Source organism: Streptomyces sp. NPDC001450, from assembly GCF_053597295.1.
This window is the reverse complement of sequence record NZ_JBSFHY010000015.1, coordinates 163804-189376: the sequence shown is the minus strand read 5'-3', so window position 1 is coordinate 189376 and position 25573 is coordinate 163804. Positions and strand designations below refer to the sequence as shown.

The following is a 25573-nucleotide window of genomic DNA, read 5'->3' as shown; positions in this document are numbered from 1 at the left end:
CTCGAAGGGACATCAACGATGATGCGACGCCGTACCACCCTGCTCACCAGCTGCACGGCCCTCGCCCTGGCCCTCGGCGCGACCGCCTGCGGCGGCGGCCCGGTCACCGCGGGAGGTGGCGACAAGGCGCTCAGCGGCCAGACGGTCACCGTGGCCGGCGTCTGGTCCGGCAGCGAGCAGAAGAACTTCCAGAAGGTGCTCGACGCGTTCACCGCGAAGACCGGCGCCAAGACGCAGTTCGTCTCCACCGGCGACAACGTCTCCACGGTCGTCGGCAGCAAGATCGAGGGCGGCAACGCGCCCGACGTCGTGATGGTCCCGCAGGTGGGCGTGCTCCAGCAGTTCGCGAAGCAGGGCTGGCTCAAGCCCCTGTCCCCGACCGCCGAGCAGACGGTCGACGCCGACTTCGCCCCCGTGTGGAAGAAGTACGGCAGCGTCGGCGGCAGCCTCTACGGCCTCTACTTCAAGGCCGCCCACAAGTCGACCGTCTGGTACAGCCCCGACGCCCTCGCCCAGGCCGGCGTCAAGCCGCCCAAGACCTACGACCAGATGCTCAAGGCCGGGCACACCGTCTCCGACTCCGGGCTCTCGGCCTTCGCCGTCGCCGGGCAGGACGGCTGGACGCTCACCGACTGGTTCGAGAACATCTACCTCTCCCAGGCCGGACCCGAGAAGTACGACGCCCTCGCCGCCCACAAGCTGAAGTGGACGGACGCCTCGGTCGTCAAGGCGCTCACCACGCTCGGCAAGCTCTTCAAGGACAAGCAGCTGATCGCGGGCGGCCAGAAGGGGGCGCTGAACACCGACTTCCCCAGCTCGGTCGAGAAGGTCTTCGGGCCCAAGCCCGAGGCCGGCATGGTCTACGAGGGCGACTTCGTCGCCGGGGTCGCCCACGACCAGTTCCAGAGGACCATCGGCAAGGACGCGAACTTCTTCCCGTTCCCGGCGGTCGGCGGCGGCACGGCACCTGTGGTCAGCGGCGGCGACGCGGCCGTCGTCCTCAAGGACGGCAAGAACGCCAAGGCCGGCATGAAGCTCCTGGAATACCTGGCCACCCCGGAGGCGGCGGCCGTGTGGGCGAAGGCGGGCGGCTTCCTGTCCCCGAACAAGAAGCTCGACCTCGCCGCCTACAGCGACGACGTCACCCGGGCCACCGCCAAGTCCCTCGTCTCGGCCGGGGACTCGGTCCGCTTCGACATGTCCGACCAGGCACCGGCCGCCTTCGGCGGCACCAAGGGCGCGGGGGAGTGGAAGCTGCTCCAGGACTTCCTGCGCGACCCCTCCGACCCGAAGGGCACCGCGGCGAAGCTGGAGACCGCGGCGGCCAAGGCCTACCAGGACTGAGCGGACAGATGACCGCGACCACTCTCGCCAAGCGACAGGCGAACCCGCGGGCCGCAGATGCGGCCCGCGGGCGCCGCGGCCGGCGGCGCGCCCGGACCGTCGCCCTGCTCTTCGTCTTCCCCGCCCTGCTCCTGCTCGGCGCCCTCGTCGTCTATCCGGTGCTGTTCTCCGTCGGCCGCAGCTTCTTCGACGCCTCCGGCACCCGGTTCGTGGGCGGCGACAACTACGCCGAGATGTTCCGCGACCCGGCGACCCTGAAGGCCATCCGCAACACCACCATCTGGGTGGTCGTGGCCCCGGCACTGCTCACCGGCCTCGGCCTGATCCTGGCCGTCCTGGTGGAGAAGGTCCGCTGGGCCACCGCCTTCAAGCTCCTGCTGTTCATGCCGATGGCCGTGTCCTTCCTCGCCGCCGGCATCATCTTCCGGCTCGCCTACGACGAGGACCCGGACAAGGGTGTCCTCAACGCCGCCGTGGTCTCCGTCCACGACGCCTTCACGGGGACCTCGTCGTATCCCACGGCCCGGGCGCGTGACGGGCAGGGCCTCAGCCAGGGCCGGGACGGCTCCTATCTGACCGACACGGACCTGTCCCCGGGGCACTCGGTGGCCCTCGGCCTGGTCGGCGTACTGCCCAAGGACCTGCCGAAGGGCACCTCGCCCGCCTACCCGGCCACGGCCCGGAAGGCTTCCGCCGACGAACTGCGCGGCGTGGTCTACCTGGACTTCACCCCCGGCGGGGGAGGCAAGCAGGGCAGGGTCGACCCGAAGGAGAGCGGCCTGCCCGGCATGAAGGTCGAGGCGCTGCGCGACGGAAAGACGGTCGCGAGCACCACGTCCGCGTCCGACGGCTCCTTCCACTTCTCGGGGCTCGACCGGGGCTCGTACACGGTGAAGCTGCCCGCGTCGAACTTCGCGCCGCCCTACCAGGGAGTCTCCTGGCTCGGCCCGACCCTCGTCACACCGGCGATCATCGGCGCGTACCTGTGGATCTGGACCGGCTTCGCGATGGTGCTGATCGGCGCGGGTCTGGCGACCCTCCCACGGGACACGCTGGAAGCCGCCCGGATGGACGGCGCGAACGAGTGGCAGATCTTCCACAGGATCACGGTCCCGCTGCTCGCCCCCGTGCTGACCGTCGTGTTCGTCACCCTCGTGATCAACGTGATGAAGGTCTTCGACCTCGTCTACATCATCGCGCCGGGACCGGTGCAGGAGGACGCCACCGTCCTCGCGACCCAGATGTGGCTGGTGTCCTTCGGCGGCGGCAACAACCAGGGCCTGGGCAGCGCCCTCGGTGTGCTGCTCCTGCTCCTCGTGATCCCCGCGATGGTCTTCAACGTCCGCCGCTTCCGAAGGAGTCAGCGATGAACTCGGCCATGAACACGGTCAGGCGCGGCCTGGGCAACGGTCTGGTCCAGGCGTTCCTCGTGGTGATCGGCCTGGTCTGGCTGACTCCGCTCGCGGGCCTGTTCGTGTCCTCCCTGCGCTCGGCCCAGGACACCGCGAAGGGCGGCTGGTGGACGGCGCTCGCCAGCCCGGGCCAGCTGTCCTTCGACAACTACTCGGCGCTGCTGAAGAACGCCGGGATGACGCAGGCCTTCTGGAACACCGTGCTGATCTCGGTGCCGGCCACCACCCTGGTCGTCGTCATCGCGGCGCTCGCCGGATACGCCTTCGCCTGGCTGGACTTCCCCGGCCGCGAGCCACTGTTCCTGCTGGTGGTGGCCCTGTTGGTGGTGCCGGTGCAGATCGGTCTGCTGCCGGTGGCCAAACTCTTCGGCCAGCTGGGCCTGTTCGGCACGATCCCCGGCGTGATCCTCTTCCACGTCGCCTACGGCCTGCCCTTCGCGGTGTTCCTGCTGCGGAACTACTTCGCGGAGATGCCGAAGGAGATGCTGGAGGCTGCGCGCATGGACGGCGGCAGCGAGTGGCGCATCTTCACCCGCCTGGTTCTGCCGGTGGGCCGCCCGGCCATCGCCAGCCTCGCCATCTTCCAGTTCCTGTGGGTCTGGAACGACATGCTGGTCGCCCTGCTCTTCGCCGACAGCTCGTCCCAGCCGCTGACCGTTGAACTCCAGTCCCAGATCCGCCAGTTCGGCAGCAACATCGACGTCCTGGCCCCGGGCGCGTTCCTGTCCCTGATCGTGCCGGTGGCGGTGTTCTTCGCCTTCCAGCGGCACTTTGTGCAAGGGGTGATGGCCGGGTCGGTGAAGTAGTTCTTCGCCCCCTGGACCCCCGATCGGCCTGAACGGCCCCGTCCTCGAACGCCGGACGGGCTGAGATGCCTGACGCCCGCCTCTCGGCCTACCGAGTCGGGTGGTGGGTGGGCAAGGGCCGGGGGTCCAGGGGGCGGAGCCCCCTGGGACGGTCGCCGGAACTTACGGTGAGGCCGGGGGATACAGCGACCGAGGCAGCTGTGAAGCCGCGGCCGAGTCCAGGAGCCACAGGGTGCGCTGCCTGCCGTACGCACCCGCAGCCGGAGCCTGGACCTCGCCCGCGCCCGACAGGGCGATGGCCACGGCCTGCGCCTTGTCCGCACCTGCCGCGAGCAGCCAGACCTCGCGGGCCGAGCGGATCGCCGGAAGGGTCAGCGAGATCCGGGTCGGCGGCGGCTTGGGGGCGCCATGGACGCCGACCACCGTCCGCTCCGTCTCGCGCACCGCGGGCAGCTCCGGGAAGAGCGAGGCCACGTGGGTGTCCGGGCCGACGCCCAGCATCAGTACGTCGAAGGAGGGAACGGCCCCGTGGTTCTCCGGGCCGGCCGCCTTCGCCAGTTCCGCCGCGTACGCCTCCGCGGCCGCCTCCGCGTCCGCACCGTACGGTCCGTCGGAGGCGGGCATGGCGTGCACGCGCTCCGGGTCCACCGGCACGGTGTCCAGCAGGGCCTCGCGGGCCTGCGTGACATTGCGCTCCGGGTCGCCCTCGGGGAGGTAGCGCTCGTCGCCCCACCAGAGGTCGAGCCGGCTCCAGTCGACGGCGTCCCGGGCGGGGGCCGCCGCCAGCGCGGCGAGCAGGCCGTTGCCGTTGCGGCCCCCCGTGAGGACCACGGACGCGTGGCCCCGGGAGGCCTGCGCGTCCACGATCTTCGTGATCAGACGGGCCGCGGCCGCCTGCGCCATCAGTTCCTTGTCGCGGTGCACGACCAGCTGCGGAGTGCTCACTTCGCCGCCGCCTTCTTCGCCGGGGCCTTCTTGGCGGCCGCCTTCTTGGCGGGCGCCTCACCGGCCTTCGCCTCACCGGTGTCCGCCTCCGCCACCGCTTCCGCCACCGCTTCCGCCGCGGCGGGCTCGGTGCCCGAGTTCAGCCGCTCCACGCCGTAGCGCAGCGCCGACGCGTAGGTGTCGTCCGGGTCCAGCCGGCGCAGCTCCTCCGCGATCAGCTCGGCGGTGTCCCGCCGCTTGAGCGCCACCGCGCGGGCCGGCTGGCCGTCGATGGCCAGGGTGGCCAGCGAGCCGTCGGCCCGGTCCAGGACGATCGGGCCGCAGCTGGTGTCCATGCGGACGGCGGTCAGGCCCGGGCCCGAGGACAGCGAGCGCCTGACGGGGACGTCCAGCCGGTCCGCGAGCCACATCGCCAGCAGCTCACAGCTCGGGTTGAACTCCTCGCCCTCCACCTCGACGGTCCTGACCTCGCAGACCACCTGGTCCAGGGCCGCCGCCAGCATCGAGCGCCACGGCGTGATCCGGGTCCAGGACAGGTCCGTGTCGCCGGGCGTGTAGGCCTCGGCACGGGCGGACAGCTCCCGTACCGGCTGCTCGGCGGCGTAGGTGTCGGTGACCCGGCGCTGGGCGAGCGCGCCCAGCGGGTCCTTGGCCGGGTCCAGCGGGGCGTTCACCGGCCACCAGACGACGACCGGGGCGTCCGGCAGCAGCAGCGGCAGGACGACCGAGTCGGCGTGGTCGGACACCTCGCCATACAGCCGCAGCACCACCGTCTCGCCGGTGCCCGCGTCCGCGCCCACCCGCACCTCGGCGTCCAGACGGGACGACGTACGGTCGCGCGGGGAGCGGGAGACGCGCTTGATGACCACCAGCGTGCGCGAGGGGTGCTCGCGCGAGGCGTCGTTGGCGGCCTTCAGGGCGTCGTAGGCGTTCTCCTCGTCGGTGACGATGACGAGGGTCAGGACCATGCCGACGGCGGGGGTGCCGATGGCACGGCGGCCCTGCACGAGCGACTTGTTGATCTCGCCGGCGGTGGTGCCGGTCAGGTCTATCTTCATGGCCGGCGCCAGCTCCGTCCGTCTCGTGCGAGCATCTCGTCCGCCTCGGCGGGACCCCAGGTGCCCGACGGGTACTGCGCGGGCCTGCCGTGCTTGTCCCAGTACTCCTCGATCGGGTCGAGGATCTTCCAGGACAGCTCGACCTCCTCCGTGCGCGGGAAGAGGTTGGCGTCGCCCAGCAGCACGTCCAGGATCAGCCGCTCGTAGGCCTCCGGGCTGGACTCCGTGAAGGACTCGCCGTAGGCGAAGTCCATGGACACGTCCCGGATCTCCATCGAGGTGCCCGGCACCTTGGAGCCGAAGCGGACCGTGATGCCCTCGTCCGGCTGGACGCGGATGACGACCGCGTTCGAACCCAGCTCCTCCGTCGCCGTGTGGTCGAAGGGGGAGTGCGGCGCCCGCTGGAAGACGACGGCGATCTCGGTGACGCGGCGGCCGAGACGCTTGCCGGTGCGCAGATAGAAGGGGACGCCCGCCCAGCGGCGGTTGTCGATCGCCAGCTTCACGGCCGCGTAGGTGTCGGTCTTCGACTTCGGGTCGATGCCGTCCTCTTCGAGGTAGCCGATGACCTTCTCGCCGCCCTGCCAGCCCCCGGCGTACTGCCCGCGGACGGTGGAGCGGCCCAGGTCCTTCGGCAGCCGGACGGCGCCGAGCACCTTGGTCTTCTCGGCCGCCAGCGCGTCCGCGTCGAAGGAGGCGGGCTCCTCCATCGCGGTCAGCGCGAGCAACTGGAGCAGGTGGTTCTGGATGACGTCACGGGCGGCGCCGATGCCGTCGTAGTAGCCGGCGCGGCCGCCGATGCCGATGTCCTCGGCCATGGTGATCTGCACATGGTCCACGAAGGACCGGTTCCAGATCGGCTCGAACATCGTGTTGGCGAAGCGCAGCGCCAGGATGTTCTGGACGGTCTCCTTGCCGAGGTAGTGGTCGATCCGGAACACCTGGTCCGGCTCGAACACCTCGTGCACGACCTTGTTCAGCTGCTCGGCCGACTCCAGGTCGTGGCCGAAGGGCTTCTCGATGACCGCGCGGCGCCAGGAGCCGCCGGTCTGGTCGGCCAGCCCGTGCTTCTTCAGCTGCTGGATGACCACGGGGAAGGAGCGTGGCGGCACGGACAGGTAGAAGGCGAAGTTGCCGCCCGTGCCCTGTGCCTTGTCCAGCTCCTCGATGGTGGCGCGCAGCCGCTCGAACGCGTCGTCGTCGTCGAAGGTGCCCTGGACGAAGCGCATCCCCTGGATGAGCTGCTGCCAGACCTCCTCACGGAACGGCGTACGCGCGTGCGCCTTGACGGCGTCGTGGACCTCGGCCGCGAAGTCCTCGTGCTCCCACTCGCGGCGGGCGAAGCCCACCAGGGAGAAGCCCGGCGGCAGCAGACCACGGTTCGCGAGGTCGTACACCGCGGGCATCAGCTTCTTGCGGGACAGGTCGCCCGTGACGCCGAAGATCACCAGGCCCGACGGCCCCGCGATACGCGGGAGCCGTCGGTCGGCGGGGTCACGAAGCGGGTTCGCTCCGGAACCAGCAAGGGGTGACAACTCAGCCCTCCGAGGGGGCGAGGCGCTTCAGCTCCGCCTCGGTCGACTTCAGCAGGTCGTTCCAGGACGCCTCGAACTTCTCGACGCCCTCGTCCTCCAGAACCTGGACCACGTCGTCGTACGAGATCCCGAGCTTCTCGATCGCGTCGATGTCGGCGCGGGCCTGCTCGTAGGTGCCGGCGACGGTGTCGCCGGTGATCTCACCGTGGTCCTCGGTGGCCTCCAGGGTGGCCTCCGGCATGGTGTTGACCGTGTTCGGCGCGACCAGGTCCGTCACGTACATGGTGTCCTGGTACGCCGGGTCCTTCACGCCGGTCGACGCCCACAGCGGACGCTGCTTGTTGGCGCCCGCGTTCTCCAGCGCCTTCCAGCGGTCGGAGGAGAAGACCTCCTCGTACGCCTGGTAGGCGAGGCGGGCGTTGGCGATGGCGGCCTTGCCGCGCAGCGCCTTGGCCTCGTCGGTGCCGAGCCCGTCCAGGCGCTTGTCGATCTCGGTGTCCACGCGGGACACGAAGAAGGACGCCACGGAGTGGATCAGGGAGAGGTCCAGGCCCTTCTCGCGTGCCTTCTCCAGGCCCGTGATGAAGGCGTCCATGACCGCGCGGTAGCGCTCCAGGGAGAAGATCAGCGTGACGTTGACGCTGATCCCGTTGCCGATCGTCTCCGCGATCGCGGGCAGACCCGCCTTGGTGGCCGGGATCTTGATCAGGGTGTTCGGGCGGTCGACCAGCCAGGCCAGCTGCTTGGCCTCGGCGACGGTCGCCCGGGTGTTGTGGGCCAGGCGCGGGTCGACCTCGATGGAGACCCGGCCGTCCTGGCCGTCGGTGGCGTCGAAGACCGGGCGCAGGATGTCGGCGGCGTCCCGGACGTCCGCCGTGGTGATCATGCGGATGGCCTCGTCGACCGTGACCTTGCGGGCGGCGAGGTCCGACAGCTGCTGCTCGTAGCCGTCGCCGCCGCTGATCGCCTTCTGGAAGATCGTCGGGTTGGTGGTGACGCCCACGACGTGCTGCTGGTCGATCAGCTCGGCGAGGTTGCCGGACGTGATCCGCTTGCGCGACAGGTCGTCCAGCCAGATCGCGACGCCTTCCTCGGAGAGGCGCTTGAGTGCGTCTGTCATGGAATTACATCTCCTACGTGTCGTATGTGAGCGTCAGCGCTGGGCGTCGGCGAGGGATTCCCGGGCCTTCGCGGCCACGTTCTCGGCAGTGAAGCCGAACTCGCGGAAGAGGACCTTGCCGTCCGCGGACGCACCGAAGTGCTCCAGGGAAACGATGCGGCCGGCGTCCCCGACGTACTTGTGCCAGGTGAGGCCGATGCCCGCCTCGACCGCGACACGGGCCTTCACGGACGGCGGCAGCACGGAGTCCCGGTACCCCTGGTCCTGCTCCTCGAACCACTCCACCGACGGCATCGACACGACCCGCGTCGGCACCCCGTCGGCCTGCAGCTGCTCGCGCGCCTCGACGGCCACGTGCACCTCGGAGCCGGTGGCGATCAGGATCACCTGCGGCTCGCCGCCTTCGGCCTCGAACAGGACATAACCACCGCGCGCGGCCTCGTCGTTGGGCTCGTACACCGGCACGCCCTGGCGGGTCAGCGCGAGGCCGTGGGGCTGGCCCTTGCCGAACTCCTTGGTGTAGCGCTTGAGGATCTCGCGCCAGGCGATCGCGGTCTCGTTGGCGTCCGCCGGGCGGACGATGTTCAGACCGGGGATCGCGCGCAGCGAGGCCAGGTGCTCGATGGGCTGGTGGGTGGGGCCGTCCTCGCCCAGACCGATGGAGTCGTGCGTCCACACGTACGTCACCGGCAGGTGCATGAGGGCCGACAGGCGCACCGCGTTGCGCATGTAGTCGGAGAAGACGAGGAACGTACCGCCGTAGACACGGGTGTTGCCGTGCAGCGTGATGCCGTTCATCTCCGCGGCCATGGAGTGCTCGCGGATACCGAAGTGGATGGTGCGGCCGTACGGGTCCGCCTCCGGCAGCGGGTTGTCCGCCGGCAGGAACGAGCTGTCCTTGTCGATGGTCGTGTTGTTCGACCCGGCGAGGTCGGCGGAGCCGCCCCACAGCTCGGGGACGACCGCGCCCAGCGCCTGCAGCACCTTGCCGGAGGCGGCACGCGTCGCGATGCCCTTGCCCGGCTCGAAGACCGGGAGCTTCTCCTCCCAGCCGGTGGGCAGCTCGCCCGCGCTGACCCGGTCGAACTCGGCGGCACGCTCGGCGTTGTTGTCGCGCCAGAGCTGGAAGGACTTCTCCCACTCCGTCTTGGCCTCGCGGCCGCGCTCGACGGCCCGGCGGGTGTGGCTCAGCACCTCGTCGGCGACCTCGAAGGACTGCTCCGGGTCGAAGCCGAGGACCCGCTTGGTGGCCGCGACCTCGTCGTCGCCGAGCGCCGAGCCGTGCGCGGCCTCGGTGTTCTGCGCGTTCGGGGCCGGCCAGGCGATGATCGAGCGCATCGCGATGAAGGACGGCCTGTCCGTGACCTTCTTCGCTGCCTCGATCGCGTTGTAGATGGCGTGCGGGTCGAGGTCGCCGTCCGGCTTCGGGGCGATCCGCTGCACGTGCCAGCCGTAGGCCTCGTACCGCTTGACCGTGTCCTCGGAGACGGCCGTCTCGGTGTCGCCCTCGATCGAGATGTGGTTGTCGTCCCACAGCAGGACCAGGTTGCCGAGCTTCTGGTGGCCGGCGAGCGAGGACGCCTCGGCGGAGATGCCCTCCTGCAGGCAGCCGTCACCGGCGATGCAGTAGATGAAGTGGTCGAACGGAGACTCGCCCTCCGGGGCGTCCGGGTCGAACAGACCGCGCTCGTAGCGGGCGGCCATGGCCATGCCCACCGCGTTGGCGACACCCTGGCCCAGCGGGCCCGTGGTGGTCTCGACGCCCTTGGTGTGCCCGTACTCCGGGTGGCCCGGAGTCTTCGAGCCCCAGGTACGGAAGGCCTTCAGGTCGTCCAGCTCCAGACCGAAGCCGGCCAGGTAGAGCTGCGTGTAGAGGGTCAGGGACGAGTGGCCGGCGGACAGCACGAAGCGGTCGCGGGCGACCCACTCCGGGTCGGCCGGGTCGTGCCGCATCACCTTCTGGAAGAGGGTGTAGGCGGCCGGAGCCAGGCTCATCGCCGTACCGGGATGGCCGTTGCCGACCTTCTGTACGGCGTCGGCGGCCAGGACGCGGGCGGTGTCCACGGCCCGCTGGTCCAGCTCGGTCCACTCAAGGTCTGTGGTGGTCGGCTTGGTGCTCACCCTGGGTCAGGGCTCCTCTCCACATGTCGGTCGCCGGTCTTCGGGGCATGCGCCCACCCGGCCGCCGGTGCACTTCTGCCCACCGGCCGCTGTTGAGCCTACCCCCGTAAGGACGTGCATTTTTTCGAGTGATTCCAGACTGCCGGGACTCTTGTGGATCCGCCTCCCGACTGGCCGAGGACGCATTCGGCACATGAATACGGAGCCGCTCATCTGACTGCTCAATCGAGCCCTGAGACCCCTCTGATGTGCCGTCCGCCAACACGACCCCACCCCCGCGAAGGCCGAGGTATGGGCAACGTCTAAAGTGGCGTGGTACGCGCGAGCCTTTACCGGTACTTCACACGGGGAGGCTTGCTGGGATGTCTCTGTCAGGGGTGTGCGTGACGGCCGTCGAATCCCGTCCAGCGGGTGCGCTCGGGACGAGCCAAAGCCCGGTTCACCGGCCGTTCGGGGCCCGTGTCAAGGCGTTCGTGGCGCTGACCAAGCCGCGGATCATCGAGCTGCTGCTCATCACCACCGTTCCGGTGATGTTCCTGGCGCAGCAGGGTGTACCCGACCTGAAGCTGGTCCTGCTCACCTGTGTCGGCGGCTACCTCTCGGCGGGCGGCGCCAACGCGCTGAACATGTACATCGACCGGGACATCGACGCCCTGATGGACCGCACCTCGCAGCGCCCGCTGGTGACCGGCATGGTCAGCCCGCTCGAGTGCCTGGTCTTCGGTATCACCCTCGCGGTCGTCTCGACGCTGCTGTTCGGGTTGACCGTCAACTGGCTGAGCGCCTGGCTGTCACTCGGAGCGCTCCTCTTCTACGTCGTCGTCTACACGATGATCCTCAAGCGGCGTACGTCGCAGAACATCGTGTGGGGCGGTATCGCCGGCTGTCTGCCGGTGCTGATCGGCTGGTCCTCGGTCACGAACTCCATGTCCTGGGCGCCGGTCATCCTCTTCCTCGTCATGTTCTTCTGGACGCCGCCGCACTACTGGCCGCTGTCCATGAAGGTCAGGGACGACTACGCGCGCGTGGGCGTACCGATGCTCCCGGTCATCGCCTCCAACAAGGTGGTCGCCCGGCAGATCGTCATCTACAGCTGGGTGATGGTCGCCGTCTCCCTGCTGCTGACCCCGCTCGGCTACACCGGCTGGTTCTACACCCTGGTCGCCCTCGCGGCCGGCGGCTTCTGGCTGTGGGAGGCGCACGGGCTGCAGAACCGGGCGAAGGCCGAGGTGACCGGCGCCAAGCTCAAGGAGATGCGCCTCTTCCACTGGTCGATCACCTATGTGTCGATCCTCTTCGTCGCGGTCGCGGTCGACCCCTTCCTGCGCTGACGGACCGCCGTACGTCACAGGTCACAGGGCTCTCCCCTCGCCAGCCGATCTACCCGTGAGTAGCATCCTGGCCATGGCAGACACGCAGCAGGTTGACCCGAAGGCCGAGCGCACCGCGGCCCGGCTCGCGAAGAAGATCAGCGCCTTCTCCAAGGCCCACGGCGGCGCCGAGGGTCAGGTGGCCCACATCGGCGAGCGCGGCGCCCGGATCGTCCTCGTCGGCGAGGACGGCGGCTGGGGCGACCTGGTGGCCCCCAGCACCGAGATCGCCGAGCAGGCGGTGCAGAAGGCGGGCATCACGGTCCACGAGTCCTTCGACGGCGAGTTCGCGGCGAAGGTGAAGACGGGTTCGTACGAGTGGAAGCGCATGGCCGGAATCCAGGTCGGCGGCTCGGCCGGCCGCTGAGCAGCCGGCCGCAAGGGGCGTGGGGCCGTATCGATGTGCGGCTCCGCCGCATGGGCGCGAGCGACCACGAATCAGTCGCAGCCGCCCAACAACGCGCACCCCTGAGCTGAACCGCGACCTCACACCCGGTTCACCCGTTAGGACGTGTAAGACCACGTCCCACGGGGAGCCGGAATGATCGAAACGCCGTCCCTCGTGGACCAGTACTGCCACGGCGTACTGAGAACGGAACTGGGCCTCGGCACTTTCGAGGCCCAGCTCGCGCGCACCGAGGGCCCGCCCGCCCCCGGCACCACCCTCTTCGACACCCAGACCGGCTTCGCCGTGAGGCGCTGGTGCCCACCCCTCCTCGGCCTGGAACCCCACTGCTCACCGGCCCGCTATCTCGCCCGACGCCGCGAACTCGGCGTACTGGAAGCCGGTCGCAGGCTGCTGCGCGGCAGTGGCATCACCACGTACCTGGTCGACACCGGCCTGCCCGGAGACCTCACGGGACCGGCCGAGATGGCGAGCACGGGCGAGGCGCAGGCACACGAGATCGTGCGCCTGGAACTCCTCGCCGAACAGGTCGCCGACACCTCGGGCACGGTCGAGTCCTTTCTCGCCAACCTGGCCGAGTCGGTGCACGGAGCCGCCGCGAACGCCGTCGCCTTCACCTCCGTCGCGGGCGTACGGCACGGCCTCGCGCTCGCGCCGGAGCCGCCCGGACCGGGCGAGGTGCGCGGCGCGGCGGGCCGCTGGCTGGCCGGGCGGCGGGTCGGCGGCGAACTGACCGACCCGGTGCTGCTCCGGCACCTGCTGTGGATCGCGGTCGCCTCGGGACTGCCTCTTCAGCTGCACTCCGGGCTCGGTGAGCCGGGCTCGCGGATCGACCGCACGGACCCGGTGCTGCTCACCGACTTCGTACGATCCACGGCCGGGCTCGGCACGGATCTGATCCTGCTGCACAGTTACCCGTACCACCGTCACACCGCCCATCTGGCCGGCGTCTTCCCACACGTGTACGCCGATTCGGGCGCGGCCCTCGTGCGCACCGGCGCCCGTGCGGCGACGGTCCTCGCCGAGATCCTGGAGCTGGCCCCGTTCGGCAAGATCCTTTTTTCCAGCGGCGCCCACGGCCTGCCCGAGCTGCACGTCGTCGGGGCCCGGCTGTTCCGCGAGGCGCTGGGCCGGGTGCTGGGCGGCTGGGTGGCCGAGGGCGCGTGGTCCCTGGGGGACGCGCAGCGGGTGGCCCGGATGGTCGCGGCGGGCAACGCGCGGCGGGTGTACGGGCTGGGATGAGGGCGGCTGTACGGGCTGGGACAAAGGGGTGTCCGGCGAGGCCCGTGCTGTACAGACTGGTCCGATGCCGACCGACGCGCTTCTCGCCCGTTTCCTGCAGGCACTGTCGGACCTGAACCCGCTCGCCGTCTGGGCGCACGGTTCACTGGCCGGAGGCGACTACCAGGAGGGCCGCAGCGATCTGGATCTGATCGCGGTCCTGCCGGACGCGCCGGGCCTGCGGACCTTACGGCACGTCGTGGCCCTGCACCGGCGGCTGCGCGCGGATCCGCTCGCGGCCGTCCTGCACTGCAGCTACCTCGCCCCGGCCACGCTGGCCGACCCGGGCCGGTCGCATCTGACCTGGGCGCACGGACATGTGATGCGCCGCCCGGTCACCCCCGTCACCCGGCGCGAGCTGCACGACTTCGGCCGGGTGCTGCACGGCGAGCCGCCCGGCGGGCTGCTCCCGGAGGTGTCGGACGCGCAGCTGGGCGCCTTCGTCGTCCAGGACCAGCGGGACTTCTGGCGCCCCGCGGTCGACAAGGCCAGGCTGTGGCGGCAGGACGTCTGGGTGGACCTCGGGCTGCTGACCTTCGCCCGTGCCACCGTGACCCTGCGCGACGGGCGGCTGATCTCGAAGCGGGAGGCGCTGGGCGAGCTGCGGGGGCTCGGCGCGCCCGAGGAGGTCGTCGAGGACATCGAGCGGCGGCGGTACGGGGGTCCGGCCCCGGTGCGCGCCGACTGGCTCACCCGGCGCGCCGAGCTGACCCGAGGCTACCTCGGGCCGGCGATCGACGCGCTGGTCACCACGTACGGGTGACTCACGCGCGCGTGCCCATCGTCACCTCGGCCGAGGGACTGGGCAGGTCCAGGGTGGCCTCCGGGCGCTCCCGCAGCGACAGCAGGACGCGCAGGACACCGATCCACACCAGGCACGAGCCCATCATGTGGAGGCCGACCAGCACCTCGGGCAGGTGCGTGAAGTACTGCACGTAGCCGATGACACCCTGCGCGAGCAGGATCAGGAACAGCTCGCGGGTGCGGTCGAGGGGGCCCTTGGGGGCGTCGACCGCCTTGAGCACGAACCACAGGGCGAAGGTGAGGGTCACCACGATCCAGGCGAGCACGGCGTGCAGCTTGCTGACCGTCTCCCAGTCGATGGGGATCCGGTCGACCTCGCTGGAGTCGCCCGCGTGCGGTCCCGCCCCGGTCACCACCGTGCCGACCGCGATGAGCAGCACGGACGCGGCCACCAGGAACCAGACCAGCTGCTGCACGGCCTTCCCGACCAGCGGCCGCGGCGCCCCGTCGCCCTCGCGGGTGCGCTGCCACATCACCGTGGCGACGGTGATCAGGCCCGTCGAGAGCAGGAAGTGCGCGGCGACCGTGTACGGGTTCAGGCCCACCAGGACCACGATGCCGCCGAGCACCGCGTTGCCCATGACCACCCAGAACTGCGTCCAGCCGAGCCGGGTGAGGCTGCGCCGGTACGGCTTCTCGGAGCGTGCCGCGATGATCGCCCAGCCGATGGCGGCGCACAGCACGTACGTCAGCATGCGGTTGCCGAACTCGATGGCGCCGTGCAAGCCCATCGCGCCGGTGGTGGTCAGCGAGTCCTCGGTGCACGTGGGCCAGGTCGGGCAGCCCAGGCCCGAGCCGGTCAGACGTACGGCACCGCCGGTGACGACGATGACGACCGACATCACGAGCGCGGCGAGCGCCGCCCGCCGGACCGTCCGGGGGTCCGGGGTCCAGCGTGCGGCGATGAAGGCGAGCGGGTTGCGCAGGGCCGCTACGGCGTCGGCGCGGGTCAGCTTTGGCACGTGCACCATCGTAGGCCGCCGCTTGTGCACGCTTTCACGAGGGTCCCGGTCCCGGGACTACTCCCAGCGGAAGAACCGCCCGGCCGCGGCGAGCCCCACGATGGCCCACACGGCGAGGATCCCGAGGTCGCCCCACGGCGTCCCGGCGCCGTGCTGGAGCACGTCCCGCAGGCCGTCCGAGAGGGCCGAGACGGGCAGCAGGCCGAGGATGTGCTGCCCGGCCGAGCCGAACTTGTCCAGCGGCACGATCACGCCGCCGCCGACGAGCAGCAGCAGGAAGACCAGGTTGGCGGCGGCCAGCGTCGCCTCCGCCTTCAGGGTGCCCGCCATCAGCAGCCCGAGCCCCGAGAAGGCGGCCGTGCCGAGGATCAGCAGGAGCAGGACGGCGAGCACGCTGGTGAATGTCCCAGCGCCGTGCGGGGACCAGCCCAGCGCGAAGGCGATCACCGTCAGCAGGATCACCTGGAGGACCTCGGTGAACAGGACTGACGCCGTCTTCGCGGCCATCAGCCCCCAGCGCGGCAGCGGGGAGGAGGCGAGCCGCTTCAGCACGCCGTAGCGGCGCTCGAAGCCGGTCGCGATGGCCTGCCCGGTGAACGCCGTCGACATCACGGCGAGGGCCAGGATGCCCGGGGCGAGGAAGTCGACCGCCTTGCCCTTGCCGGTGTCGACGATGTCCACGGAGCTGAAGAGCACCAGCAGCAGGGTCGGGATCACGACCGTCAGCAGCAGCTGCTCGCCGTTGCGCAGCAGCATCTTCGTCTCCAGCGCCGCCTGGGCCGCGATCATGCGGGGGAGGGGCGCCGCACCCGGCTTCGGGGCGTACGTACCGGTCGCGGTCGTCACGAGCGCAGCTCCTTGCCGGTCAGCTCCAAGAAGACGTCTTCCAAAGTGTGCCGCTCGACCGAGATCCGGTCCGGCATCACCCCGTGCTGGGCGCACCACGAGGTCACCGTGGCCAGCAGCTGCGGATCGACCTTGCCGACGACCCGGTAGCTGCCCGGGGTCAGCTCGGCGGCCGTGCAGTCGGCCGGGAGCGCCTTGAGCAGGGAGGCCACGTCGAGGCCGGGACGACCGGTGAAGCGCAGGGTGTTCTCGGCGCCGCCCTTGCACAGCTCCTCCGGGGAGCCCTGGGCGATGACCCGGCCGCCGTCGATGATCGCGACGTCGTCGGCGAGCTGCTCGGCCTCTTCCATGTGGTGCGTGGTGAGGATCACGGAGACGCCGTCGGCGCGCAGGTCCCTGACCAGATCCCAGGTGGCCCGGCGGGCCTGCGGGTCGAGGCCGGCGGTCGGCTCGTCCAGGAAGACCAGCTCCGGGCGCCCGACGACGGCCATGGCGAGCGCCAGCCGCTGCTGCTGGCCGCCGGACAGCCGGCGGTAGCCGGTGCGGCCGCAGGAGCCGAGCCCGAGGCGTTCTATCAGCGCGTCCACGTCCAGTGGGTGCGCGTGCAGCCTGGCCACGTGGCGCAGCATCTCGTCCGCTCTGGCGCCGGAGTACACGCCTCCGGACTGGAGCATCACACCGATGCGCGGACGCAGGTCGGCGGCCTGCCGCACCGGGTCGAGGCCCAGGACGCGGACCGTGCCGGAATCCGGCTTCCGGTACCCCTCGCAGGTCTCGATCGTGGTCGTCTTCCCCGCCCCGTTGGGGCCGAGTACGGCGGTCACTCCCGCCTGGGCCGCCAGGTCGAGGCCGTCCACCGCGGTCTTCGTGCCGTACCGCTTCACCAGGGCCTGGACCTCGATGAGCGGGTGCGGCGCGAAGCGTCTCGTCGAGGGGCGGTGGTCGGGAGACGGGCGGGCGGGCTCACTTCGCATGGATCCAGAGTCTAGGGAGGTGCCGGGCCGCTCAGGCGCGGGGGTGCGGGAACTCCTCCTCACGGGGCCGGTGCACGGCCAGCCACCGCTCGGCGTAGGCCACCGCGTCCGCCACCGGGAACAGCCGGGCGTCGGCCGCGCCGACCTTGCCGCGCACGACGGGACGGTCCCGTTCGAAGTCGTGGCCGAGCTCGTCGAAGCGGTCCGAGGTGATCGACACCTCGGTCACCGTCTCCCAGCCGCCGCCCGGTGCCGGCCGGCCGACCGGCACCAGCGGGGACGGTATGCGGTACTCGGCCAGGTGGAAGCTGGTGCAGGCGTCGTAGCCCGCGCCGAGCAGCAGGACCCGCGCGCCCAGCCGCTCCAGCCGGGCCAGCGGGCTGCGCTCGCCCAGCCGGCAGTCGGAGGCATGGCCGTCCACGATCTGTGCGGCGCGGGGCCCGAGCGCGGCGAAGGAGGTCTGCGGGTGCGCGCTGCGCTGGGCACCCGGCCAGGTACGGACGGTCTCCGGGATCACCCCGACCCCGCGCGACGGGGTGATCAGGGGGTCGTAGCCGGGCATCGTGGCCCGGATCCTGTCCCACCACTCCTCGGGCACCGGAGGGCTGCCCCACACCGCCGGGTCGGACAGGCCGCCCGACTGGGTGGGCACGACGAGTGTGCCGGAGGAGCCGAGCACGTCGAGGAGTCCCTGGACGACCGCGACGGCGCCTCCGTTGACCCAGCCGAGGGAACTCAGCGAGGAGTGCACGAGGAGGATCTCGCCGGTCTCGACACCCAGCAGGCGCAACTGCGTGGAAACCGTGTCGCGAGTGACAAGAGGGCCGGTCGGAGGGGGTGTGGGCATGGTTCGGGAGTCTTCCCGACGGGCGTGGAAGGCGCCACCCTTTTGCCGTCCCGGCCCTGCTCGGACAGTGTGGGGACGGTCGCCGAATGATCGATCAGAAGATCATTTCCGCAGGTCGGATTAGGTATGCCTAAGTGATACAGGGCACCGCCTGGTGATCCGGACGGCGCTTGTCAGGCTCCGAAGAATTACGCAACAATGGCGTTGTGAAAAACGTCGGCGAGGCTCGGGAGACCCCGGTGGGTACTCCTCAGGAGGAGCTCGCGACTGGGGAGCGCTCGACGCGCAACCGGGTCGCGCGGTCCATCCTGGACCACGGCCCGTCGACCGTCACCGAACTCGCCGGACGCCTGGGCCTGACCCCGGCGGCCGTACGACGGCACCTGGACGCGCTGGTCGCGGACGACGTCGTCGAGGCGCGCGAGCAGCGGGTGTACGGCACGCGCACGCGTGGCCGTCCCGCCAAGGTCTTCGCGCTGACGGACTGCGGCCGGGACGCCTTCGACCAGTCGTACGACAAGCTCGCCGCGGACGCCCTGCGCTGGATCGCCGAGCGGGAGGGTGGCGCCGATGCGGTCGCCGCCTTCGCCCGCGCCCGGATCGCCGCCCAGGCGAGCGCGTACCGCGAGGCGATCGAGAGCGTCAGCCCCGACGAGCGCACCGAAGCGCTGGCCAAGGCCCTGAGCGTGGACGGGTACGCTGCTACGGCGCGCAGCGCACCGGTCGGCGAGCAGCTGTGCCAGCACCACTGCCCGGTCGCCCATGTGGCGGAGCAGTTCCCGCAGCTGTGCGAAGCGGAGACGGAGATCTTCGCCGAGCTGCTCGGAACCCACGTCCAGCGACTGGCGACGATCGCGCACGGCGACGGCGTCTGCACGACGTTCATCCCCAAGATTTCCAAGACCAGCGACAACGCATCTGCAAGCACGGCCGGGAGGAACCCCGCATGACTCTCCCCACGGAGACTGCCCACCCCGAACTCGAGGGTCTGGGCAAGTACGAATACGGTTGGGCCGACTCCGACGAGGCCGGCGCCTCTGCGAAGCGTGGTCTGAACGAGGACGTGGTCCGGGACATCTCCGCGAAGAAGTCCGAGCCGGAGTGGATGACCAAGCTCCGTCTCAAGGGGCTGCGCCTCTTCGAGAAGAAGCCCATGCCGAACTGGGGCTCGGACCTGTCGGGCATCGACTTCGACAACATCAAGTACTTCGTGCGCTCCACGGAGAAGCAGGCGGAGTCCTGGGAGGACCTGCCCGAGGACATCAAGAACACGTACGACAAGCTCGGCATCCCGGAGGCGGAGAAGCAGCGCCTCGTCGCCGGTGTCGCGGCGCAGTACGAGTCCGAGGTCGTCTACCACCAGATCCGCGAGGACCTGGAGGAGCAGGGTGTCATCTTCCTCGACACCGACACCGCGCTGAAGGAGCACCCGGAGCTCTTCAAGGAGTACTTCGGCACGGTCATCCCGGTCGGTGACAACAAGTTCGCCTCGCTGAACACCGCCGTGTGGTCGGGTGGCTCCTTCATCTACGTCCCGCCGGGCGTCCACGTGGAGATCCCGCTCCAGGCCTACTTCCGTATCAACACGGAGAACATGGGCCAGTTCGAGCGGACCCTGATCATCGTCGACGAGGGTGCCTACGTGCACTACGTCGAGGGCTGCACGGCCCCGATCTACAAGTCGGACTCGCTGCACTCCGCGGTCGTCGAGATCATCGTCAAGAAGAACGCCCGCTGTCGCTACACGACCATCCAGAACTGGTCGAACAACGTCTACAACCTGGTCACCAAGCGCGCCGTGGCCTACGAGGGCGCGACCATGGAGTGGATCGACGGCAACATCGGCTCCAAGGTGACGATGAAGTACCCGGCCGTCTACCTGATGGGCGAGCACGCCAAGGGCGAGACCCTCTCCATCGCCTTCGCGGGCGAGGGCCAGCACCAGGACGCCGGTTCCAAGATGGTCCACATGGCGCCGAACACCTCGTCCAACATCGTCTCCAAGTCGGTGGCGCGCGGTGGCGGCCGTACCTCGTACCGCGGCCTGGTCGAGATCGGCGAGGGCGCCGCCGGCTCGAAGTCGAACGTGCTCTGCGACGCGCTGCTGGTCGACACGATCTCCCGCTCCGACACGTACCCCTACGTGGACGTCCGTGAGGACGACGTGTCCATGGGGCACGAGGCGACCGTCTCCAAGGTCTCCGAGGACCAGCTCTTCTACCTGATGAGCCGCGGTATGACCGAGTTCGAGGCGATGGCGATGATCGTGCGCGGCTTCGTCGAGCCGATCGCCAAGGAACTGCCCATGGAGTACGCGCTGGAGCTCAACCGGCTGATCGAGCTGCAGATGGAGGGCGCGGTCGGTTAATCACCGGCCCGCAGTCCCCGTCAAGCCACTTACGCAAGAAAGCGAGCATTACGACAGCCATGGCTGAGGCTCAGAACATCCCGGTGGGCTCCACCACCGCCGGCCAGATCGCGGTGGCCGCCGAGTCGACCGTCGCCACGCGCATGAGCGCGCCCCCGTCCTTCGACGTCGCGGACTTCCCGGTACCGCACGGCCGCGAGGAGGAGTGGCGGTTCACCCCGCTGGAGCGCCTGCGCGGGCTGCACGACGGCACGGCCGTCGCGAACGGCGAGGGCGTGAAGGTCACCGTCGAGGCCCCCGAGGGCGTCACCGTCGAGAGTGTCGGCCGCGACGACGCGCGGGTCGGCAGGGCGGGCACCCCGGTGGACCGCGTGGCCGCCCAGGCGTACTCGGCGTTCGAGCAGGCCGGAGTGGTCACCGTCCCCAAGGAGACGGTGCTCGCCGAGCCGATCCGGATCGCCGTGCACGGTGCGGGCGGGGTCGCCTTCGGTCACCAGGTCATCGAGCTGGGTGCCTTCGCCGAGGCCGTCGTCGTCATCGACCACACCGGCGACGCGGTGCTCGCCGCCAACGTCGACTACATCCTGGGCGACGGCGCCAAGCTGACCGTCGTCTCCGTCCAGGACTGGGACGACAAGGCCGTGCACGTGGCCCAGCACAACGCCCTGATCGGCCGCGACGCGTCCTTCAAGTCGGTCGTCGTGACCTTCGGCGGCGACCTGGTCCGCCTGCACCCGCGCGTCACCTACGCGGGCACCGGCGGCGAGGCCGAGCTGCTCGGCCTGTACTTCACCGACGCCGGGCAGCACCAGGAGCACCGCCTCCTGGTCGACCACAACACCCCGCACTGCAAGTCGAACGTCGTCTACAAGGGCGCGCTCCAGGGCGACGACGCGCACGCGGTGTGGATCGGTGACGTGCTCATCGAGGCCAGGGCCGAGGGCACCGACACCTACGAGATGAACCGCAACCTGGTGCTGACCGACGGCGCGCGGGTCGACTCGGTGCCGAACCTGGAGATCGAGACCGGCGAGATCGTCGGAGCCGGCCACGCCTCCGCGACCGGCCGCTTCGACGACGAGCAGCTCTTCTACCTGATGGCCCGCGGCATCCCGGAGCACGAGGCCCGCCGCCTCGTCGTCCGTGGCTTCTTCGCCGAGCTGGTCCAGCAGATCGGTGTCGCGGACATCGAGGAGCGCCTCCTCGCGAAGATCGACGAGGAGCTGGAGGCTTCGGTCGCATGACCTTCGTACGCGCCTGTGGGCTGAGCGAGCTGGAGGAGGACACCCCGAAGCGGGTGGAACTCGACGGCACGCCCGTGTCCATCGTGCAGACCGAGGGCGAGGTCTTCGCGATCCACGACATCTGCTCCCACGCGAACGTCTCGCTCTCCGAGGGCGAGGTGGAGGACTGTCAGATCGAGTGCTGGCTGCACGGCTCCAGCTTCGACCTCCGCACCGGCAAGCCGTCCGGCCTCCCCGCGACGCGCCCCGTCCCCGTATACCCCGTAAAGATCGAAGGGGACGACGTTCTCGTCTCCCTCACCCAGGAGTCCTGAGGCACCCATGGCAACGCTTGAAATCCGAGACCTGCACGTCACCGTCGAGGCCGACAACGCCACGAAGGAGATCCTCAAGGGCGTCGACCTCACCGTGAAGCAGGGCGAGACGCACGCCATCATGGGCCCCAACGGCTCCGGCAAGTCGACCCTCGCCTACTCGCTCGCGGGTCACCCGAAGTACACGATCACCGGCGGCACCGTGCTGCTCGACGGCGAGGACGTCCTGGAGATGTCCGTCGACGAGCGCGCCCGCGCGGGCCTGTTCCTGGCGATGCAGTACCCGGTCGAGGTCCCCGGCGTCTCGGTCTCCAACTTCCTGCGCACCTCCGCCACCGCCATCCGCGGCGAGGCCCCCAAGCTGCGCACCTGGGTGAAGGAGGTCAAGGAGGCCATGGAGCGCCTCAACATGGACCCGGCCTTCGCCGAGCGCAACGTCAACGAGGGCTTCTCCGGCGGTGAGAAGAAGCGCCACGAGATCCTCCAGCTCGAGCTGCTCAAGCCGAAGGTCGCGATCCTCGACGAGACCGACTCCGGCCTGGACGTCGACGCGCTCCGCATCGTCTCCGAGGGCGTCAACCGCGTCCGCGAGACCGGCGAGGTCGGCACCCTGCTGATCACGCACTACACGCGCATCCTGCGCTACATCAAGCCCGACTACGTCCACGTCTTCTCCGCGGGCCGGATCGTCGAGTCCGGCGGTGCCGAGCTCGCCGACAAGCTGGAGGACGAGGGCTACGAGGCGTACACGAAGGGTGGCGCATCCGAGTGACACAGCTGCCGGGCCTCCTCGACACCGAGGCGATCCGCAAGGACTTCCCCGTCCTGGACCGACTGATCCACGACGGCAAGAAGCTCGTGTACCTGGACAACGCGGCGACCTCGCAGAAGCCGCGCCAGGTGCTGGACGCCCTGAGCGAGTACTACGAGCGCTACAACGCCAACGTCCACCGCGGTGTGCATGTGCTCGCCGAGGAGGCCACGGCGCTGTACGAGGGCGCGCGCGACAAGGTCGCCGCGTTCATCAACGCGCCGAGCCGCGACGAGGTGATCTTCACCAAGAACGCCTCCGAGTCGCTGAACCTCGTGGCGAACATGCTGGGCTGGGCCGACGAGCCCTACCGGGTGGACCACGAGACCGAGATCGTCATCACGGAGATGGAGCACCACTCCAACATCGTGCCGTGGCAGCTGCTGGCGCAGCGCACGGGCGCGAAGCTGAGGTGGTTCGGCCTCACCGACGACGGCCGGCTGGACCTGTCCAACATCGACGAGATCATCACCGAGAAGACGAAGATCGTCTCCTTCGTGCTGGTGTCGAACATCCTGGGCACGGTCAACCCGGTCGACGCGATAGTCCGTCGCGCCCAGGAGGTCGGTGCGCTGGTCTGCATCGACGCCTCGCAGGCCGCCCCGCACATGCCGCTGGACGTGCAGGCCCTGCAGGCCGACTTCGTGGCCTTCACCGGCCACAAGATGTGCGGACCCACGGGCATCGGTGTCCTCTGGGGCCGCCAGGAGCTGCTGGAGGACCTGCCTCCCTTCCTGGGCGGCGGCGAGATGATCGAGACGGTGTCGATGCACTCCTCGACCTACGCCCCGGCCCCGCACAAGTTCGAGGCGGGCACACCGCCGATCGCCCAGGCTGTCGGTCTCGGTGCCGCGATCGACTACCTGAACTCGATCGGCATGGAGAAGATCCTCGCCCACGAGCACGCGCTCACCGAGTACGCGGTGAAGCGCCTGGCAGAGGTCCCGGACCTGCGGATCATCGGCCCGACCACGGCCGAGGACCGCGGGGCGGCGATCTCCTTCACGCTGGGCGACATCCATCCGCACGACGTGGGCCAGGTTCTCGACGAGCAGGGCATCGCGGTCCGCGTCGGCCACCACTGCGCGCGGCCCGTCTGCCTCCGCTACGGAATTCCTGCGACCACACGAGCGTCGTTCTATCTGTACTCCACGCCGGCCGAGATCGACGCACTGGTCGACGGCCTGGAGCACGTACGGAACTTCTTCGGCTGAAGGGCGTGCTGAAAAGGTGAAGCTGGACTCCATGTACCAGGAAGTCATCCTGGACCACTACAAGAACCCGCACGGGCGTGGTCTGAGGGATGGCGACGCCGAGGTGCACCACGTGAACCCGACGTGCGGCGACGAGATCACCCTTCGCGTGAAGTACGACGGAACGACGATCAGGGACGTCTCGTACGAGGGCCAGGGCTGCTCCATCAGCCAGGCCTCGGCCTCCGTGCTGAACGAGCTCCTCGTCGGCAAGGAACTGGCCGACGCGCAGAAGATCCAGGAGACCTTCCTGGAGCTGATGCAGTCCAAGGGCAAGCTCGAGCCCGACGACGCGATGGAGGACATCCTGGAGGACGCGGTCGCGTTCGCCGGTGTCTCCAAGTACCCCGCCCGGGTCAAGTGCGCCCTCCTCAGCTGGATGGCGTGGAAGGACGCGACGGCCCAGGCGCTGGGTGGCGCCGACGCCGAAAGGAAGACGGCATGAGCGAGACCGCTGAGATGAAGCCGGCCTCGGAGGAAGAACTCCGCGAGGCGCTGTACGACGTCGTCGACCCCGAGCTGGGCATCGACGTCGTCAACCTCGGTCTGATCTACGGCATCCACATCGACGACGCGAACATCGCGACGATCGACATGACCCTGACCTCGGCGGCCTGCCCGCTGACGGACGTCATCGAGGACCAGGCCAAGTCCGCAACGGACGGCCTGGTCAGCGAACTGCGTATCAACTGGGTCTGGATGCCCCCGTGGGGCCCCGACAAGATCACGGACGACGGCCGGGAGCAGCTTCGGGCGCTCGGGTTCAACGTCTGAGACATCCGCGTACGTGAAGCGGCGGCACCTGAGAGGTGCCGCCGCTTTCGTGTGTTCAGGAGAGCCCGTCCACCAGTAGGAACGCCGAGTCGGCCCGGTACAGGTCGGTGTTCTGGTACGGGTCCAGCTTCAGCTGGAAGTTCTGGTGGCGCAGGAAGCGGCCCGGGTAGTTGACCGACTCCAGCATGGTCGCGCCGGTGAAGGAGGACGTGCGGGGGCAGAACGTGGCGTCCTGCTCGAACAGGCGGGAGCCGTCGTCGTGTTCGGCGCGCAGGAGGAAGTCGCGGTGGCGGAGGTAGTCGCCGTCGGCCGTGGCGAAGGAGTAACAGCGGGCGTCGGACAGGCCCTTGACGAGTGCGAAGGTGGCGGCGCGGCGGGCGGAGGGTGAGCCGACCGGGTCGAGCTTCACGTAGTCGTCGACGACGTGCCAGTAGCGGTCGGGGTAGTTGAGGGAACGGACGGAACGCCGGTCGGCGGTCGGCTTCGGGGAACTTCCGTGGTGCGCCGGGGACTTGGCGGGGGCGGGTGTCGAGCCGGCCGCGTGTGTGGCCGTGGGTGCGGGGGACCCGGCTGTGGACGGTGTTGCCGAGGCCATGCTCGTCCTGCCCTTCGGCGGAGCGGGCGTACTCGCCGAAGGGGAGGCGAAGGAGAGCAGGCCGGGGCCGCTGTCCGTGGATGCTCCGGCCGCGGGTGGGGTGGCCCGCTGCTCGCGGGTCTGGTCGGTCACGGCTATCGCCGTCACACACGCCGTGATCGTGGCCACGGCAAGTGCGCCTGCCAGCCAGAGCCTTCGGGTGCCGGGAGCCCGGGAGGTGTCCGGGTTCCAGCCGTTCTCCCAGGGCTGGCGTTGCGGGGAGTGGGGGGTGTTTTCAGGCATGCGGCTCTCCACCGCCGCCGGGGCGACGGCCGGGGTGTGTGGGTGAGGTGAGTGAAGCGTGAAGCAGAAGTGGTGCCGAGGGGCTGCACATTAGCGGAGCG

Annotated in this window: 25 protein-coding genes; 15 read left to right on the top strand and 10 right to left on the bottom strand. The window is 69.9% G+C overall.

From position 1 onward, the window contains the following. The first annotated feature begins 18 nt into the window (after positions 1-18). The 3 genes from ACWC5O_RS19100 to ACWC5O_RS19090 are packed head-to-tail and all read left to right on the top strand — an operon-like array spanning position 19 to position 3562. Positions 19-1344, top strand: a complete 1326-nt coding sequence (locus ACWC5O_RS19100; RefSeq protein ID WP_450588551.1) for an ABC transporter substrate-binding protein — start codon at positions 19-21, stop codon at positions 1342-1344. An 8-nt stretch (positions 1345-1352) separates the two neighbouring features. After that, positions 1353-2714 (top strand): ABC transporter permease subunit, encoded by a 1362-nt coding sequence (locus tag ACWC5O_RS19095; RefSeq protein WP_450588549.1) that lies wholly within the window; start codon positions 1353-1355, stop codon positions 2712-2714. 8 nt (positions 2715-2722) lie between these two features. After that, entirely contained in the window at positions 2723-3562 is an 840-nt protein-coding gene (locus ACWC5O_RS19090; protein ID WP_450588566.1) for a carbohydrate ABC transporter permease, read from the top strand. Positions 3563-3724: 162 nt separating this feature from the next. Here the strand turns inward: ACWC5O_RS19090 and pgl are convergent, their stop codons facing one another. From pgl to tkt, 5 genes are read right to left on the bottom strand one after another with little or no spacing between them, the layout of a single operon-like run. After that, entirely contained in the window at positions 3725-4507 is a 783-nt protein-coding gene (gene pgl, locus ACWC5O_RS19085; RefSeq protein WP_450588547.1) for a 6-phosphogluconolactonase, read from the bottom strand. Then, entirely contained in the window at positions 4504-5565 is a 1062-nt protein-coding gene (opcA, locus tag ACWC5O_RS19080; protein WP_450588545.1) for a glucose-6-phosphate dehydrogenase assembly protein OpcA, read from the bottom strand. Before opcA ends, pgl begins: the two co-directional genes overlap by 4 nt. After that, on the bottom strand, positions 5562-7100 hold the full coding sequence (gene zwf / locus ACWC5O_RS19075; RefSeq protein ID WP_450588544.1) for a glucose-6-phosphate dehydrogenase: 1539 nt from the start codon (positions 7098-7100) through the stop codon (positions 5562-5564). The genes opcA and zwf overlap by 4 nt, the downstream gene beginning before the upstream one ends. A gap of 1 nt (position 7101) precedes the next feature. Continuing rightward, the gene (gene tal, locus ACWC5O_RS19070) at positions 7102-8220 is read right to left on the bottom strand and encodes a transaldolase (protein ID WP_450588542.1); all 1119 of its coding nucleotides are present in this window, start codon (positions 8218-8220) and stop codon (positions 7102-7104) included. A gap of 33 nt (positions 8221-8253) precedes the next feature. Next, on the bottom strand, positions 8254-10341 hold the full coding sequence (tkt, locus tag ACWC5O_RS19065) for a transketolase (RefSeq protein ID WP_450588540.1): 2088 nt from the start codon (positions 10339-10341) through the stop codon (positions 8254-8256). Positions 10342-10703: 362 nt separating this feature from the next. Between tkt and ACWC5O_RS19060 the strand changes: the two genes are divergently transcribed. From ACWC5O_RS19060 to ACWC5O_RS19045, 4 genes are all read left to right on the top strand, one after another. Next, entirely contained in the window at positions 10704-11672 is a 969-nt protein-coding gene (locus ACWC5O_RS19060) for a heme o synthase (protein ID WP_450588538.1), read from the top strand. 73 nt (positions 11673-11745) lie between these two features. Beyond that, a complete protein-coding gene (locus ACWC5O_RS19055) occupies positions 11746-12078 on the top strand; it encodes a hypothetical protein (protein WP_450588536.1) in 333 nt (110 codons plus the stop codon). A 174-nt stretch (positions 12079-12252) separates the two neighbouring features. After that, positions 12253-13359 (top strand): amidohydrolase family protein, encoded by a 1107-nt coding sequence (locus tag ACWC5O_RS19050; RefSeq protein ID WP_450588535.1) that lies wholly within the window; start codon positions 12253-12255, stop codon positions 13357-13359. Between the two features lie 64 nt (positions 13360-13423). Beyond that, positions 13424-14161: a nucleotidyltransferase domain-containing protein gene (locus ACWC5O_RS19045; RefSeq protein ID WP_450588533.1), complete on the top strand. Its 738-nt coding sequence runs from the start codon at positions 13424-13426 to the stop codon at positions 14159-14161. A 1-nt stretch (position 14162) separates the two neighbouring features. Here ACWC5O_RS19045 and ACWC5O_RS19040 read toward each other — a convergent pair whose 3' ends face one another. The 4 genes from ACWC5O_RS19040 to ACWC5O_RS19025 are packed head-to-tail and all read right to left on the bottom strand — an operon-like array spanning position 14163 to position 17831. After that, complete coding sequence (locus ACWC5O_RS19040) at positions 14163-15173, bottom strand: COX15/CtaA family protein (protein WP_450588531.1); 1011 nt, start codon at positions 15171-15173, stop codon at positions 14163-14165. A 48-nt stretch (positions 15174-15221) separates the two neighbouring features. Next, complete coding sequence (locus tag ACWC5O_RS19035; RefSeq protein WP_450588564.1) at positions 15222-15953, bottom strand: ABC transporter permease; 732 nt, start codon at positions 15951-15953, stop codon at positions 15222-15224. 53 nt (positions 15954-16006) lie between these two features. Then, positions 16007-16984 (bottom strand): ABC transporter ATP-binding protein, encoded by a 978-nt coding sequence (locus tag ACWC5O_RS19030; protein ID WP_450588530.1) that lies wholly within the window; start codon positions 16982-16984, stop codon positions 16007-16009. Positions 16985-17015: 31 nt separating this feature from the next. Beyond that, entirely contained in the window at positions 17016-17831 is an 816-nt protein-coding gene (locus ACWC5O_RS19025) for an aminoglycoside N(3)-acetyltransferase (RefSeq protein ID WP_450588529.1), read from the bottom strand. A gap of 206 nt (positions 17832-18037) precedes the next feature. On the opposite strand from ACWC5O_RS19025, the gene ACWC5O_RS19020 reads away from it, so the two are divergent. Genes ACWC5O_RS19020 through ACWC5O_RS18985 form a run of 8 tightly spaced genes read left to right on the top strand, consistent with a single transcriptional unit; the run spans position 18038 to position 24595 of the window. Then, on the top strand, positions 18038-18781 hold the full coding sequence (locus tag ACWC5O_RS19020) for a helix-turn-helix transcriptional regulator (protein WP_450588528.1): 744 nt from the start codon (positions 18038-18040) through the stop codon (positions 18779-18781). After that, positions 18778-20199, top strand: a complete 1422-nt coding sequence (gene sufB, locus ACWC5O_RS19015) for a Fe-S cluster assembly protein SufB (protein ID WP_393481802.1) — start codon at positions 18778-18780, stop codon at positions 20197-20199. Before ACWC5O_RS19020 ends, sufB begins: the two co-directional genes overlap by 4 nt. Positions 20200-20258: 59 nt before the next feature. Then, a complete protein-coding gene (sufD, locus tag ACWC5O_RS19010; RefSeq protein WP_450588526.1) occupies positions 20259-21443 on the top strand; it encodes a Fe-S cluster assembly protein SufD in 1185 nt (394 codons plus the stop codon). After that, complete coding sequence (locus ACWC5O_RS19005; RefSeq protein ID WP_094214788.1) at positions 21440-21757, top strand: non-heme iron oxygenase ferredoxin subunit; 318 nt, start codon at positions 21440-21442, stop codon at positions 21755-21757. The genes sufD and ACWC5O_RS19005 overlap by 4 nt, the downstream gene beginning before the upstream one ends. A 7-nt stretch (positions 21758-21764) precedes the next feature. Further along, a complete protein-coding gene (gene sufC / locus ACWC5O_RS19000) occupies positions 21765-22529 on the top strand; it encodes a Fe-S cluster assembly ATPase SufC (RefSeq protein ID WP_450588524.1) in 765 nt (254 codons plus the stop codon). Continuing rightward, complete coding sequence (locus ACWC5O_RS18995; RefSeq protein WP_450588522.1) at positions 22526-23782, top strand: cysteine desulfurase; 1257 nt, start codon at positions 22526-22528, stop codon at positions 23780-23782. Before sufC ends, ACWC5O_RS18995 begins: the two co-directional genes overlap by 4 nt. 16 nt (positions 23783-23798) lie before the next feature. Then, positions 23799-24266, top strand: a complete 468-nt coding sequence (sufU, locus tag ACWC5O_RS18990; protein ID WP_393481811.1) for a Fe-S cluster assembly sulfur transfer protein SufU — start codon at positions 23799-23801, stop codon at positions 24264-24266. Next, positions 24263-24595 carry a metal-sulfur cluster assembly factor gene (locus ACWC5O_RS18985; RefSeq protein ID WP_361126148.1) on the top strand — a complete coding sequence of 111 codons (333 nt, stop codon included), beginning with the start codon at positions 24263-24265 and terminating at the stop codon, positions 24593-24595. The genes sufU and ACWC5O_RS18985 overlap by 4 nt, the downstream gene beginning before the upstream one ends. A gap of 55 nt (positions 24596-24650) precedes the next feature. Here the strand turns inward: ACWC5O_RS18985 and ACWC5O_RS18980 are convergent, their stop codons facing one another. Continuing rightward, a complete protein-coding gene (locus ACWC5O_RS18980; RefSeq protein ID WP_450588520.1) occupies positions 24651-25472 on the bottom strand; it encodes an AbfB domain-containing protein in 822 nt (273 codons plus the stop codon). Positions 25473-25573 lie beyond the last annotated feature (101 nt).

What these genes read in the sequence shown, in the direction of transcription:
- ACWC5O_RS19055 (WP_450588536.1), top strand. Translation starts at nt 11,746, where the DNA reads ATGGCAGACACGCAGCAGGTTGACCCGAAGGCCGAGCGCACCGCGGCC.
- ACWC5O_RS19095 (WP_450588549.1), top strand. Translation starts at nt 1,353, where the DNA reads ATGACCGCGACCACTCTCGCCAAGCGACAGGCGAACCCGCGGGCCGCA.
- tal (WP_450588542.1), bottom strand. Translation starts at nt 8,220, where the DNA reads ATGACAGACGCACTCAAGCGCCTCTCCGAGGAAGGCGTCGCGATCTGG.
- ACWC5O_RS19040 (WP_450588531.1), bottom strand. Translation starts at nt 15,173, where the DNA reads ATGGTGCACGTGCCAAAGCTGACCCGCGCCGACGCCGTAGCGGCCCTG.
- ACWC5O_RS19050 (WP_450588535.1), top strand. Translation starts at nt 12,253, where the DNA reads ATGATCGAAACGCCGTCCCTCGTGGACCAGTACTGCCACGGCGTACTG.
- ACWC5O_RS19035 (WP_450588564.1), bottom strand. Translation starts at nt 15,953, where the DNA reads ATGATCGCGGCCCAGGCGGCGCTGGAGACGAAGATGCTGCTGCGCAAC.
- sufC (WP_450588524.1), top strand. Translation starts at nt 21,765, where the DNA reads ATGGCAACGCTTGAAATCCGAGACCTGCACGTCACCGTCGAGGCCGAC.
- ACWC5O_RS19060 (WP_450588538.1), top strand. Translation starts at nt 10,704, where the DNA reads ATGTCTCTGTCAGGGGTGTGCGTGACGGCCGTCGAATCCCGTCCAGCG.
- ACWC5O_RS19025 (WP_450588529.1), bottom strand. Translation starts at nt 17,831, where the DNA reads ATGCCCACACCCCCTCCGACCGGCCCTCTTGTCACTCGCGACACGGTT.
- opcA (WP_450588545.1), bottom strand. Translation starts at nt 5,565, where the DNA reads ATGAAGATAGACCTGACCGGCACCACCGCCGGCGAGATCAACAAGTCG.
- ACWC5O_RS18985 (WP_361126148.1), top strand. Translation starts at nt 24,263, where the DNA reads ATGAGCGAGACCGCTGAGATGAAGCCGGCCTCGGAGGAAGAACTCCGC.
- ACWC5O_RS19100 (WP_450588551.1), top strand. Translation starts at nt 19, where the DNA reads ATGATGCGACGCCGTACCACCCTGCTCACCAGCTGCACGGCCCTCGCC.
- sufD (WP_450588526.1), top strand. Translation starts at nt 20,259, where the DNA reads ATGGCTGAGGCTCAGAACATCCCGGTGGGCTCCACCACCGCCGGCCAG.
- ACWC5O_RS19090 (WP_450588566.1), top strand. Translation starts at nt 2,723, where the DNA reads ATGAACACGGTCAGGCGCGGCCTGGGCAACGGTCTGGTCCAGGCGTTC.
- sufB (WP_393481802.1), top strand. Translation starts at nt 18,778, where the DNA reads ATGACTCTCCCCACGGAGACTGCCCACCCCGAACTCGAGGGTCTGGGC.
- ACWC5O_RS19045 (WP_450588533.1), top strand. Translation starts at nt 13,424, where the DNA reads ATGCCGACCGACGCGCTTCTCGCCCGTTTCCTGCAGGCACTGTCGGAC.
- ACWC5O_RS18980 (WP_450588520.1), bottom strand. Translation starts at nt 25,472, where the DNA reads ATGCCTGAAAACACCCCCCACTCCCCGCAACGCCAGCCCTGGGAGAAC.
- ACWC5O_RS19005 (WP_094214788.1), top strand. Translation starts at nt 21,440, where the DNA reads ATGACCTTCGTACGCGCCTGTGGGCTGAGCGAGCTGGAGGAGGACACC.
- ACWC5O_RS19030 (WP_450588530.1), bottom strand. Translation starts at nt 16,984, where the DNA reads ATGCGAAGTGAGCCCGCCCGCCCGTCTCCCGACCACCGCCCCTCGACG.